Origin of the sequence: uncultured Tateyamaria sp. (genome assembly GCF_947496075.1) — a bacterium.
In the GTDB taxonomy this organism is placed as follows: Bacteria; Pseudomonadota; Alphaproteobacteria; order Rhodobacterales; family Rhodobacteraceae; genus Tateyamaria.
Map to the genome: position 1 here is coordinate 716,685 of NZ_CANMBJ010000001.1, position 12,093 is coordinate 728,777.

The following is a 12,093-nucleotide window of genomic DNA, read 5'->3' on the forward strand; positions in this document are numbered from 1 at the left end:
TGGAAGGGGGCCAGCCCCCTTACCCCCGAAGTTTACTTGGCAAGATGAAGGAGATCAGCCTTCGACCTTGGTGAGGTCCGCGACCGACAGGCACAGCGTGCGGATGCGGCTGAGCAGGTTGAGGCGGTTGCGGCGGACCGTTTGGTTGTCAGCGTTGATCTGGACGGCCTCGAAGAAGGCGTCGATGGGGCCGCGCAGGGTGGCCATGGCGGACATGGCGGCTGCGAAGTCTTGTTCCTTCATTGCCGGGGCGATCTTGGCTTCGGCGGTATCGAGGGCTTCGAACAGGGCGGTTTCCTGCGGTTCCTCGGCGAATTTGATGTCGGCGCCGTAGGAGTATTCGACGCCGTCCGCTTCCTCGGCTTGGGTCAGGATGTTGTTGGCGCGTTTGAAGCCCTGGGTCAGGTTTTCGCCATCGTCTGTGGCGAGGGTTTCAGAGAGAGCACGGGCCCGTTTGACCAGCAGGGTGAGGTCGTCGTTGTTCGGCATTGCAATGCAGGCGTCGATGATATCGTGGCGGATGCCCTGGTCGCGGAGGTAGACTTTGAGGCGGTCGTGGAAGAAGGCGAGGAGGTCGCTAGCAAGAGGTAGTGTCTTTGAGCCAACATCGTTGAAACCGAAGGAATGCAGTACTCCCTCTCTATCCGCCTTGATCGCATCAAACTTGGATTGAAAATCGGCATCAAGCCGCAGGTTTTTTTCAAGGTCCTCGCACTCGTCCGAGGATGTGCTTTCCGCGAGCATGGCAACGTGAAGACCAATGCGTGCCGCAAAGGCATTTTTTAAAGCAAGTGCCAACTTGTTATCCAACACCAGCCGAATAATGCCCAACGCCGCCCGACGCAGCGCATACGGGTCTTTCGATCCTGTCGGCTTCTCCTCAATCGCCCAAAAACCAGTCAGCGTGTCCAGCTTGTCCGCCAGTGCGACAGCAACCGACACCGGCGCAGTCGGCACATCATCCGACGGACCCAGCGGCGAATAATGTTCCTCGCACGCTTCCGGCACGCCGTCATTGTGACCCGCGGCTTCTGCGTAGTATTTGCCCATGATCCCTTGCAGTTCAGGGAATTCGTAGACCATTTCGGAGGCGAGGTCGGCTTTGGCAATCCGGGCGGCCTCGGCGGCGAGGTCGGGTTTGGCGCCGACCACTGGCGCAAGTTCGCGGGCCAGTGCTTCGATCCGGGCGACGCGCTCGGCTTGAGATCCAAGTTTGTTGTGGAAAGTGACGTCGGCCAATGGTTTTGCCATGCCTTCAAGTCCAACTTCACGAACGGTGCGCAAGTCATTCTCCCAGAAGAACTTTGCGTCCGCCAGTCGCGCGCTCAGAACCTTTTCGTTGCCCGCCAAAATCGTGACGCCGTTGTCTGCCGTTTCGCGGTTGGCAACCGTGATAAACCGTTCGATCCGACCTGTTTTGGGGTTCCGCACCGAGAAGAACTTTTGGTGCTCTTTCATCGAAGTTTGCAGCACTTCGGGCGGCAGGTCTAAAAAGTCGTCTCCGATCTTGCCCATCAGGACCACGGGCCATTCGACCAGCCCTGCAACCTCGGCCAGTAGGCCCTTGTCCTCGACCACCTCAAGCCCGTTGGCGAAGGCGGCGTTTGTGGCGTCGTTCCAGATGGTGTCTGCGCGCTCGGACGCGTCCAGCACCACGTGGGCGCGCGTCAGCTTGGCGCTGTAGTCGTCGAACGAGGTGACGGGGAAGCGGCCCGGGGCCATGAAGCGGTGCCCTTCGGTGGTGTCGCCAAAGGTAATGCCGTCCACCTCGCCCGGCACAACGCTGTGCCCGGCCTCATCCGTGAGGATGCAGAGGATCGAATGCAGCGGGCGCACCCATTTCAACGGGGCGCTGCCCCAGCGCATGGATTTGGGCCATGGGAAATTGCGGATCGTCGCCTCGAGCACCTCGGCAATGATCTCGGCCGCGGGGCGCCCCGGTTTTTCGATCACGGCAAAAAGGACGTTGCCCTTGGGCGTCTCGCGTTCCTCCACCTGATCGCGGGTCAGGCCCGCGCCGCGCAGGAACCCTTCGATCGCCTTTTCGGGGGCGTCGGCCTTGGGGCCCTTGCGCTCTTCCCGCGTGGTGGGGCTTTGATCGAGCAGACCCTCGACCGTCAGCGTCAGGCGACGCGGCGTGGTGAAGGCGGCGGCGGAAGCGTAGGTCAGTCCCGCCTCGACCAGACCGTTTGTAACCAGCTTTTGCAGGTCCTCGCCTGCGCGCTTTTGCATACGTGCAGGGATTTCTTCGGAGAAGAGTTCGATCAGAAGGTCAGGCATTGGGACGCTCTAGAGATTGACGAAGAATTGGATAGCGATGGCGTTGGCAATATCGACAAAGAAGGCCGAGACCAAGGGCAGGATGACAAAGGCCATGGGCGATGGGCCATATCGTTTGGTCACCGCCGTCATGTTGGCGATGGCCGTGGGGGTGGCGCCAAGGGCAAAGCCGCCGAACCCTGCCCCCAGAACGGCGGCCCGGTAGCCGCCGCCCATGAGCGGGAACAGGATGAAGATCACGAAAGCCAGTGTGGCCAGCGTTTGCAGCGCGAGGATCAACCCGATGGCCGCCCCCAGTTCAACCAGTGTCCAGAGTTGCAGGGACATGAGCGACATGGCGAGGAACGCGCCGAGTGCGATTTCAGAGATGAGCGCCAGTGCGGGGGTCCGCGCCACGGGGATTGCGTTTGGAAACAGCGCGCTGCGGGTGTTGGCGATCAGGATGGCCATGATCAGGCAGGGCACGAAGAGCGGCAGCTTCACACCCGCTTCGATCAGGCCAAGATGGACCGAGAAGCCGCCGATGATGGCGAGGTTGAGGTAGAGCAGCACGCGCGAGACGGTGATCGGGTCGATGGGTGTTTTGGGGCCGTTGTCGGCGGGCAGGCCAACCGTCAGCCCTTCGTCCGGTCGATCCGGGGTCAGGGTTTTGCCTTCGACGAGGTAGCGCGCAATGGGGCCACCAATCAGCGCGGCCAGAACGAGCCCAAGCGTGGCAACGGCAATCCCAAGCTCCGGGGCATTGGTCAGTCCGCTGGCTTCGGCCACCTCGGGCGACCACGCAATTGCCGTGCCGTGCCCTCCGATCAGGGCGGCGGAGCCGAACAAGACACCCGTCGCGGCGGGATAGCCCAACAGGATTGCCCCCACCGTGCCGATCCCGTTTTGCACGAGGATCATCACCAGAGTCAGGATCAGAAGCATTGCCAGTGGCTTACCGCCGGTAAGCAGGTCTTCGAACCGGGCATTCAGACCGATGCCGGCAAAGAACAGGACGAGGAAGAAATCTCTGGCGTCCATCTCGAACGCGAACTGTACATCAAGGAACAAGTAGAGGAGCAGCCCGATCACGGCGGCGATCAGCCCGCCCGACACAGGCTCGGGGATGTTGAACCGTCGCAGGACCTCGAACTTTGCGTTGAGAATTGTCCCGAACAGGAAAACGGCGAGGCCCAGCGTGGCGGTGATGAAGGCTGGAACGGCCAGTGTCATTGACTGATCTGGTCACGGTCCGGGCATTCTTCGCCCACGATGGTGCCGTCATAGGCCTTGTCGCCGCAATCGTTCAATTCGTGCCAGACATAGCCGCGCCCGTCTTCGGTGATCGCGACGATGCGGTCGACACCGAAATCGACGTTCTTTTGCCCGAGGAACGGGAGGGCGGTGCCCGCGTCAAGTTCTGCCGCGATGGCTTCGGCGTCGAAGCAGTCGAACCAGCCCGGCGCGTTGCGCGGCGTTGCCTGTTCCAGCCCCACATAGGTTTCGGTCAGCAGGGCCAGCGACATGTCCGTTGTAAAGCAGGCCCGATAGCGGATGGGCGAACTGTCGGCGTCGATGGCCTGGAAATCGGCAAAGGGGATGGGTTCCGGCGTGTCGGAGACGACGGACACCAGCTGCACCTCAGCCGTCTCAACCTCTTCGTAGAAGCCGTAGATTTGCAGGTAGTAGAGGGTTGCGCCTGCGATGATGGAACTCAGCACGATGACAATCCCGATGATTTTGCCGCTCACGCCGCATCCTCCGGCTGCCAGCCACCGGCCCGCGTTTGCACGAAGGCATCGGCGCATTGCTTGGCCAGCGCGCGGACCCGCCCGATATAGGCCTGCCGCTCTGTGACCGAGATCACGCCGCGGGCGTCCAGAAGGTTGAAGATGTGGGAGGCCTTGATGCACTGATCATAAGCCGGGTGCACCATGATGATGCGCTTGCCGGTTTTGGGGTCGTCATGCGCCTGGGCTAGAATTTTTTCGCACTCGGCCTCTGCCTCTTCGAAATGACGCAGCAACACCTCGGTGTTGGCGACATCAAAGTTCCAGCGGGCGTATTCTTCTTCCGTCTGTTTGAAGATGTCGCCGTAGCTGAGGGCGATGGGTGCTTGCGGGTCGTTGAAGGGCATGTCCATCACGTGATCCACACCCAGGATGTACATCGCCAGACGCTCCAAACCATAGGTCAGCTCGCCCGACACCGGATGACAGTCATGCCCGCCAACCTGTTGAAAATAGGTGAATTGCGAGACTTCCATGCCGTCGCACCACACTTCCCACCCAAGGCCCCACGCGCCGAGGGTCGGGCTTTCCCAGTCATCCTCGACAAAGCGGATGTCATGCAGGTCCATGTCGATACCGATGGCCCGGAGCGAGCCAAGGTAGAGGTCTTGCAAGTCCGGTGGGCTGGGTTTGATCAACACCTGGTACTGGTAGTAGTGCTGCAAGCGATTGGGGTTTTCACCGTACCGCCCATCTGTGGGGCGGCGCGAGGGCTGGACATAGGCCGCAGCCCAGGGTTGTGATCCGAGGCTGCGCAGGGTTGTGGCGGGGTGGAAGGTCCCCGCCCCCACCTCCATGTCATAGGGTTGCAGCACCGCGCAGCCCTTGGACGCCCAATAAGTCTGAAGGCGTAGGATGATTTCCTGGAAGGAACGGGGCGGTGTAACGGTGTCGGACATGGGTCAAGCCATCGATTGAATTGCGTGACTTACCTACGGCCCGCCCCCCGAATGGTCAATTGCGCGCGAGGTGGGTTTTTTATGGGTATTCCACCATTTCCATTAGAGCGGAATCCTGCTTAATCTGCCGCCCACGGAAAGCATGGCACCAAGACCAACCAAGGGGATATCGGGTGATGTTGAAGCGTATTGTGCTGGCGTGGGTTGTCCTGCTTGCGTCGGTGGTGACCGTGAGTGCCCAGGACGACGCCGTCTGGATCCAGATCGAGGCGCGACCCAACCTGAACGAAGCGACCGCGCGTGCCCGTGTCTATGCCGCTGATCTGCCTGATGTGAATGGCTTTTCCCTGGGTGGCGGCTGGTACGGCATTGCCCTTGGCCCCTATGCCCGATCAGATGCCGAACAGGTGTTGCGTGTGTACCGGTCCGAGGGCGTGATCCCGCGCGACAGCTTCATCGCGTTCACCTCGTCTTTCCGACAGCAATTCTGGCCCATCGGTGCGAATGTGCTGAACCGGGGCGTGGTACAGGCCCCTGTGCCAACCGAGCCCGAGGAGACCACGCCCGTCCTAGACACCCCTGCCCCGCCGCCCGCTGACGAAACCCCGGCACAGGCTCAACGCAGCGAACGGCAGTTGAGCCGCGCCGAGCGCGAAGACTTGCAGATCGCGTTGCAGTGGGCCGGAACCTATCAGGGGGGCATTGATGGCGCCTTTGGCCGTGGCACCCGCAACGCAATGGCACGGTGGCAAGAGGAAAAGGGCTTTGACGTTACCGGCATTCTGACGACACAGCAGCGGGTTGTCCTGTTACAGGACTACAATTCCGTTCTGGATGGTCTGGGCCTTGAGGTCGTGCAGGACGAGACAGCCGGGATCGAGATGCTGATGCCCACCGATGCCGTTGCATTTGAGAAATACGAGTATCCGTTCGCCCATTACACAGGCATGGGGGACATTGAAGCAACCATACTGCTGATCAGCCAGGAGGGCGATCAGACGACCCTTTTTGGCCTCTACGACATCATGCAGACCTTGGACATCGTGCCGCTGGACGGTCCGCGCGAGCGCAAGGACCGGTCCTTCGTCCTGGTTGGGGAAGATGCAACGCGCGTGTCGGAGACCCGGGTTGCGCTGGAAGATGGTCAGATCAAGGGGTTTACCGTGGTGTGGCCCGCGGGTGATGAAGAGCGTCGCACACGCTTGCTGGACGAAATGGAAAAGAGCTTTGTTCGGACCGAAGGCGTAATCCCTGCCAGCGCCAGCACGCAGGAACAGGCGATTGATCTGGTCTCCGGGCTGGAGGTGCGCAAACCGCGCTTGTCGCGCTCCGGGTTCTTTGTTGACAATCGTGGCACTGTTCTGACCACCTCCCAAGCCGTGGACAGCTGTACACGCGTAACTGTCGATTCCGAAACGGATGCAGAGGTTGCGGTGGTAAATGAAACGCTTGGCGTTGCCGTACTGAAGCCCACATCCACCCTCGCCCCGTTGGCAATCGCGCGTTTCAGCGATGCACAACCGCGCCTGCAGTCCGAAGTGGCCGCCGCCGGGTTCAGCTTTGAAGGCGTGCTGGGCGCCCCTTCGATGACGTTTGGCACGCTCAGCGATGTGCGTGGTCTGGGCGGTGAGCAGAACCTGTCGCGCCTTGCCATGAATACGTTGCCGGGTGACGTGGGCGGTCCTGTTTTGGACGCCGGTGGCGGTGTTCTGGGGATGCTCTTGCCCCAAGAGCAAGGCGGCCGCGCCCTGCCCGATGGCGTGCGCTTTGCACTGGATCGGGAGGCGCTGCAGGACGTGCTTGCCCAGGCAGGGTTGGCTGCGGCCAGCACCAACAGCGCGGCTCCGATCGATCCGGTTGATCTATCTGCTGCGGCAACCGGCATGACGGTGCTGGTCAGCTGCTGGGACTGACAAGGGTTTCAATCAAATCGAACACACTTCGCCGACGGTCGTTAGGACTGCGTTAACAGGCATGAACACAGATTAAGGCCAAGGCGTGGGAGCGCTGTACCTTATTCAGTGATTGGAGTGTGTCATGTTCAAATCCTTTTTCAAAACCGTCGCTGTGCCTGCCGCAATCATCCTGGCCGGAACCGCCAGCACTGCAACGGCAAGCACTGCGGTCGTTAAACCCTCGCCCGCGTATCAGGGCCAGTGGTGGACCCATCCGCTGGGCTGCGAATACAGCCGCGCGGGGCGCCCCGGCGAAACAATGTGGTTTCTGATCGTCAACACCCGCAAGAAGGGGTGTCCGGCCTATATCGCAGGCACCACGTGGGGCGGGATCTACCGCGCGCAAGGTTCCAAGATGTAATTTGGCGGGCGCACCACAGGTGCGCCTTACCCGGAAATCTCGGGTGTGAGGTGGATCAGGGTTGGCCCGTCCGCGTCGAATGCAGCGCGGACGGCGTCCTGCATCTCTTGTAGCGTCTGCGGAGCAGCCGCATGGGCCCCGAACGCTTCCGCCAATTTGCAGAAATCCGGGTTGCGGGCAACCACGGCGTTGGGGGCGATCTGGGCGCGCACCATACTTTCTTCGATCTCCTTGAGCTTGCCATTGTCCCAGAGGATGATGGGCAGGGATAGGCCAAGTTCGACGGCCACGCCAAGTTCCTGCATCGTGTAGTGAAAGCCGTAATCGCCGATGATCGCCATTGTTGGCTTGCCTTTGCGCGCAACAGCCCCGCCGATGGCCGCTGGAGTTGCGTAGCCGAGGGTGCCGAAGCCAGTTGGGTGGTGCCAGTGACCGGGGCGGTCCATGTCCCAGACTTCCTTGGCCGTGTAAGCGAATTGGGTCATGTCGGAATAGATCATCGTGCCTTTGGGCAGGCAGTCTCGCAGAGAGTCGCAGACTGGGACGATACCGGGACGTTCGGCGTCAACCTCGGCGCGCCAAATGGTGCGCATTCGGGCAATTTCGTCTTCCGTCCATTCTGACGCGGGCTCTCGACGTGTTTCAGCAGGCCATTTGGCGAAAACGTTGGACAAGCCTTCGAGAAAACGTAAAGCGTCTTCTTGGATACGCGTCGACGATGGGTGCTCTTTGATGAGAACGTCAGTGTCAGTGTTCACCACGATTGCATCGGATGCATGCCCTGCGGTTGCCCGCCACAGATCGACTTCTGCCAAATCGGTGCCCACCAAAACAACGCAATCTGATTGCCGAAGAATGGCTTCGCTCGTCGGTCTCGCCAGCGTCGCGCCAAAGCAATATGGATGTTGCGCTGGCAGAATACCTCGTCCGGCGTAAGTAAGAAATGCCGCAGCACCGGTTTGCTTTAGTACGTCAACGGCAGGGCCAAAACGCCCACCGGCGCCAACAGAGCCGCCTCCAAAGACAAAGATCGGACGTTTCGAACGCAAGATACGCCCGGCAATCTGTCGTATTTTTGCTCTGCGTAAATCGGTCAACCCACTGTCAAGAGCGCCGGATTGTGGAAGGCGTCGAACGGTTCCGAATCCTTCATCTTGCCGGCTCAACATCGAAAAAGTTGCAGCTGGTGTTTCCAAACGCTGGATCGGAACCTGAATATGCTTCGGTCGCCTTCGTTGCGTACCAAATTCCGTCAGCGCCTTGTCAATCAGCGCATATGCCGCCTCTGCCGTGCGCGCCTCTTCCGACCAGTCACACACCGTTTCAGCCGCTGCGCGCTGATCCTTCATCTGGTGCAATTGCCCCTTCTTTGCCGCCGTTTCATCCAGACAGGACGAAATCACCAGCATCGGCACACTATCCGAATATGCCTGCCCCATCGGTGTCATGATGTTGGTCAGCCCCGGCCCGGTGATCACATAGGCCACGCCGGGCTTGCCCGTCGCCCGCGCGTAGCCATCGGCCATGAACCCGGCTCCCTGCTCGTGCCGTGCCAGCACATGAGTGATCCCCGCCTCTTCGATCCCGCGATACATTTCCTGATTGTGCACCCCCGGGATACCAAAGATCACATCGACGCCACGGTCTTTGAGCATATGCGAGATTTGCGCGCCAAGGGGGCGAGTTTGGGCCATTAGGCTCTCCAGAATTGAATGGTAAAGATGACGTAGACGGCCATCAGTTCCAGCCTCCCGATCAGCATCGCGGCAGCCAGCAACCATTTGGCCGTGTCATTGAGACCCGCGAAATTGCCCGAAGGGCCGATCTGGTCGCCAAAACCCGGACCGATATTCGCAAGAGCCGTGGCCGCACCGGACAGCGCCGTCACGAAATCGAGGCCCGTCATCGCCAATGCCACCGATAGGACACCAAGCGTCACCACGAAAAACATGAAGAAGGACATGACCGAGTTCAGCACATCCTCGCCCACAGGCCGCCCCGCGTAGCGCGGGGTGAAGATGCCATGCGGGCTGCGCGTCTTTTGCAGCTGTGCCTTGATCGAGGCGAACAGCAACTGATAGCGGAACACTTTGATCGAGCAGGCGGTTGATCCGGCGCAGCCGCCAATGAGGCCAGTAAAGAACAACACGGCAACCGCGAAACTGCCCCACTGACCGTAGTCGGCGTTGGCATACCCTGTGCCCGTCATCAACGACACGGTATTGAACAGGGCCGCCCGCACAGCCCCCTCGTTCACTGCATTTTGCTGCAGCAGATTCCACCCGGCGATCAGCGTGACGATAACCAAGGCCGTGACCAGAAAGACGTGGATTTGCCGGTCCTTCAGCAAGGGACGCGCGGTGCCCGCGCTGAGCTGCACAAAGCGCACGAAGGGCAAGGCCGCGAGGATCATGAACAAGGTCGCGACATAGGATGGCGCAGGGCCAAAGACGGCAAAGGACGTGTCGTAGTTGGCAAATCCGCCCGTTGCGATAGTGGTCATCGCATGCACCGTGGCATCGAATGCGCCCATGCCTGCCGCGATGTAGGCCAGCGCACAGATCAACGTCAGGGCGACATAGATCACCGAGATACGGCTTGCAATCTCGGTCGCACGAGGCAGGATTTTTCCAAATGTATCGAAGGCTTCGGTACGGAAAATCTGCATCCCGCCCACGCGCAGTTCGGGCAGGAACACCATGGCCACAACGATAATACCAATGCCGCCCAGCCATTGCAGGATGCCGCGCCACAACAACAACCCCTTGGGCAGCGCATCGAGGCCCGACAGGACTGTCGACCCGGTTGTGGTCAGGCCCGACATCGCTTCGAAAAAGGCGTCGACAAATCGGGCTTCGGTTGCACCGAGAAAGAAGGGTAGCGCACCAAAAATGGGTAGTGCCAGCCAGACACCGGTGGTCAGAAGAAATGTCTGCTGAATGGTCAGCCCTTGCTTGAGACCATTCTGGCAACTGAGTGCGATCATGCCTCCGACCATGACAGTGATCAGCGCACATTCGGCGAAGACGGGCCAATGCCCGCGTCCTTCTGCCAGATCAACCAGCATGGGCAGGACCATGGCCAGACCAAGTACAGCCACGAGCAGGCCAATCACATATCCAACAGGGCGCAAGTCGATCATTGCGCTCAGCGTTGGCGGGCCGCGCGGGCGGTGTCAAGCAGGTGACACCGCGCCGTAGGGTAAGTCCTCAAACGGCCGGAAACATTACCGGGCCGGATCGGAGTTCACAGATGCATCATGTCGCGGAACACATATGCCGCGATGTCTTCGCGGCGCAGGTTCATCGCAGCCAACTCTTCGTCTGTTTTGGCATTCAATGCTTCAATGCGATTGAAGCGGCTTTCCGCGGCGGCCGACATGGCAGCGGAGTGACCCAGAGCGGCAAAGAAATTGGTGATCCGGTCGAGGATCGCGCTCAGGATAGATGTGTTGGAATGGGTGACATAAGCCATTGGGATACCTTGCATATCATGCGTTTAACTGTGTCCTCCCGTTGACCGAAACATAGGTGTTGGGCCGCAAAAACACCAATGCCGATACTGCATGGCCGCCTTGCGCAATTGTACGCTGTGAGGCGGGGGTGTCCCCCGCCGAAACGAAAAAAGCGTGCCTGTAGCGGCACGCCTTCATGCTTCGTAAGGCGGAGGTGTCCTCCGCCCTGCCGACGATCAGCCCACGTGGAAAAGCGTCTGGAACATGCGTGGGTCGATACTGTCGCCAGCGAACGTGTCCCCTTCGGTTAGGACTGAAACAGCGTCATGGCTGTGCAGGCTTTCCTGATGGCTGGCGACCACACGGAAATCCCCGATGCGTACATCTGCCAATAGCTGTTCGCTGAACAGACGCGCCGCATCCTCGACAAAGATCGGGTTGGCTGCGTTCAGCTCGGCAAATGCCTGTTCGTCCTCGCGCTTGACCATCACCTGCGTTTCCGTTGGGACTGCACGACGGCAGGCGTCAATCAGATCTTCGAACCACAGCGTGTCTGCGTCATCCTCGAGCGTAACCGAGATGCGGGCCACTGACCGTTGCGAGTGGGGTGTCGCCAATTGACCACGGGTTGCGCGGGCATGTTCGCTCAGTTCCAGCGAACATGGGCAGGTCGAGGAATAGACATAGTCGAGATGCACAATGCGTTTGCGCACGCCCGCCTGCTCGACCAATTCCAGCGCGATGTCATAGTATTGGTAGCCCGACAGACCTGAACGCAGGCTTTCCACCTGCACCGGCATGCTGAAACGCATCTGAATGCGCGCGTCAAAGCTGTCGAGATCGGCCTTGTAGTCATCCAGTGCCGCCTCGATTACGCCAAAGGAGAACGTCTCTTCTGCATGCTTGTAGAACGACCGCATGATGCGGGACATGTTGATGCCCTTCTTGTCCGCCTCAAGGCTGACCGTGCCGGTCACGGATGTTTCCAAAGTCAGGGGCGCGCCATCGCGGCTTTCGATGCGCAGCGGCAGACGGAAATTTGAGATGCCAACGTGTTGGATACGTGTCTTTGCCCCTCGGATCAGGCTGGATGGCCCGTTCTGCAGGTCTGGCAAAGTGTTTTTGTATCCCTCATCCACGTCGAAACCGTCGGGATAATCGCGGGAAAAGGCCGGGTACTCGACCCCATCGCTGCCCGGCACAAGCCGCGCGACCGATGGATCGAGTTCGATGATATCTGTTGTTGTGGCGTTCTCGGCCCAGCGGCGGAGAAGATCCAGTGCTGCTTCGGCCTCGTCGCGTTCGGGTATTGCGGTGATGTCGGGCGTATGAATGTTCATAAAGTAGCCCCCCTTTCTGTCTGCGTGCCCAAGGT

General features: G+C 60.1%; 10 protein-coding genes. 2 read left to right on the plus strand and 8 right to left on the minus strand.

From position 1 onward, the window contains the following. Positions 1 to 54 precede the first annotated feature (54 nt). Genes glyS through Q1A51_RS03675 form a run of 4 tightly spaced genes read right to left on the minus strand, consistent with a single transcriptional unit; the run spans position 55 to position 4,948 of the window. Complete coding sequence (gene glyS, locus Q1A51_RS03660; protein ID WP_299603942.1) at positions 55 to 2,280, minus strand: glycine--tRNA ligase subunit beta; 2,226 nt, start codon at positions 2,278 to 2,280, stop codon at positions 55 to 57. A gap of 9 nt (positions 2,281 to 2,289) precedes the next feature. Beyond that, the gene (gene gltS, locus Q1A51_RS03665; protein ID WP_299603944.1) at positions 2,290 to 3,492 is read right to left on the minus strand and encodes a sodium/glutamate symporter; all 1,203 of its coding nucleotides are present in this window, start codon (positions 3,490 to 3,492) and stop codon (positions 2,290 to 2,292) included. Further along, positions 3,489 to 4,010, minus strand: coding sequence for a DUF6446 family protein (locus Q1A51_RS03670; RefSeq protein ID WP_299603947.1), 522 nt, complete (start codon positions 4,008 to 4,010; stop codon positions 3,489 to 3,491). Before Q1A51_RS03670 ends, gltS begins: the two co-directional genes overlap by 4 nt. Next, positions 4,007 to 4,948 (minus strand): glycine--tRNA ligase subunit alpha, encoded by a 942-nt coding sequence (locus tag Q1A51_RS03675; protein ID WP_299603950.1) that lies wholly within the window; start codon positions 4,946 to 4,948, stop codon positions 4,007 to 4,009. The genes Q1A51_RS03670 and Q1A51_RS03675 overlap by 4 nt, the downstream gene beginning before the upstream one ends. Before the next feature lie 176 nt (positions 4,949 to 5,124). Here Q1A51_RS03675 and Q1A51_RS03680 point away from each other — a divergent pair, with 176 nt between their 5' ends. Together Q1A51_RS03680 and Q1A51_RS03685 are read left to right on the plus strand one after the other, a co-directional pair. Further along, a complete protein-coding gene (locus Q1A51_RS03680) occupies positions 5,125 to 6,861 on the plus strand; it encodes a serine protease (protein ID WP_299603953.1) in 1,737 nt (578 codons plus the stop codon). Between the two features lie 124 nt (positions 6,862 to 6,985). Then, positions 6,986 to 7,264, plus strand: a complete 279-nt coding sequence (locus Q1A51_RS03685) for a hypothetical protein (protein WP_299603956.1) — start codon at positions 6,986 to 6,988, stop codon at positions 7,262 to 7,264. 26 nt (positions 7,265 to 7,290) lie between these two features. Here the strand turns inward: Q1A51_RS03685 and Q1A51_RS03690 are convergent, their stop codons facing one another. The 4 genes from Q1A51_RS03690 to folE2 all read right to left on the minus strand — a co-directional run bounded on the left by Q1A51_RS03690 (position 7,291) and on the right by folE2 (position 12,058). Then, complete coding sequence (locus tag Q1A51_RS03690) at positions 7,291 to 8,958, minus strand: thiamine pyrophosphate-binding protein (RefSeq protein WP_299603959.1); 1,668 nt, start codon at positions 8,956 to 8,958, stop codon at positions 7,291 to 7,293. Then, positions 8,958 to 10,406, minus strand: coding sequence for a TrkH family potassium uptake protein (locus tag Q1A51_RS03695; RefSeq protein ID WP_299603962.1), 1,449 nt, complete (start codon positions 10,404 to 10,406; stop codon positions 8,958 to 8,960). Before Q1A51_RS03695 ends, Q1A51_RS03690 begins: the two co-directional genes overlap by 1 nt. A 104-nt stretch (positions 10,407 to 10,510) precedes the next feature. Beyond that, positions 10,511 to 10,738: a hypothetical protein gene (locus tag Q1A51_RS03700; RefSeq protein WP_299209523.1), complete on the minus strand. Its 228-nt coding sequence runs from the start codon at positions 10,736 to 10,738 to the stop codon at positions 10,511 to 10,513. A gap of 216 nt (positions 10,739 to 10,954) precedes the next feature. Then, complete coding sequence (gene folE2, locus Q1A51_RS03705; protein WP_299603966.1) at positions 10,955 to 12,058, minus strand: GTP cyclohydrolase FolE2; 1,104 nt, start codon at positions 12,056 to 12,058, stop codon at positions 10,955 to 10,957. Between the last annotated feature and the right edge of the window lie 35 nt (positions 12,059 to 12,093).

Excerpts from the sequence above, each read along its gene's own strand:
- folE2 (WP_299603966.1), bottom strand. The coding sequence starts at position 12,058 with ATGAACATTCATACGCCCGACATCACCGCAATACCCGAACGCGACGAG.
- Q1A51_RS03690 (WP_299603959.1), bottom strand. The coding sequence starts at position 8,958 with ATGGCCCAAACTCGCCCCCTTGGCGCGCAAATCTCGCATATGCTCAAA.
- Q1A51_RS03700 (WP_299209523.1), bottom strand. The coding sequence starts at position 10,738 with ATGGCTTATGTCACCCATTCCAACACATCTATCCTGAGCGCGATCCTC.
- Q1A51_RS03675 (WP_299603950.1), bottom strand. The coding sequence starts at position 4,948 with ATGTCCGACACCGTTACACCGCCCCGTTCCTTCCAGGAAATCATCCTA.
- glyS (WP_299603942.1), bottom strand. The coding sequence starts at position 2,280 with ATGCCTGACCTTCTGATCGAACTCTTCTCCGAAGAAATCCCTGCACGT.
- Q1A51_RS03685 (WP_299603956.1), top strand. The coding sequence starts at position 6,986 with ATGTTCAAATCCTTTTTCAAAACCGTCGCTGTGCCTGCCGCAATCATC.
- Q1A51_RS03695 (WP_299603962.1), bottom strand. The coding sequence starts at position 10,406 with ATGATCGACTTGCGCCCTGTTGGATATGTGATTGGCCTGCTCGTGGCT.
- Q1A51_RS03680 (WP_299603953.1), top strand. The coding sequence starts at position 5,125 with ATGTTGAAGCGTATTGTGCTGGCGTGGGTTGTCCTGCTTGCGTCGGTG.
- gltS (WP_299603944.1), bottom strand. The coding sequence starts at position 3,492 with ATGACACTGGCCGTTCCAGCCTTCATCACCGCCACGCTGGGCCTCGCC.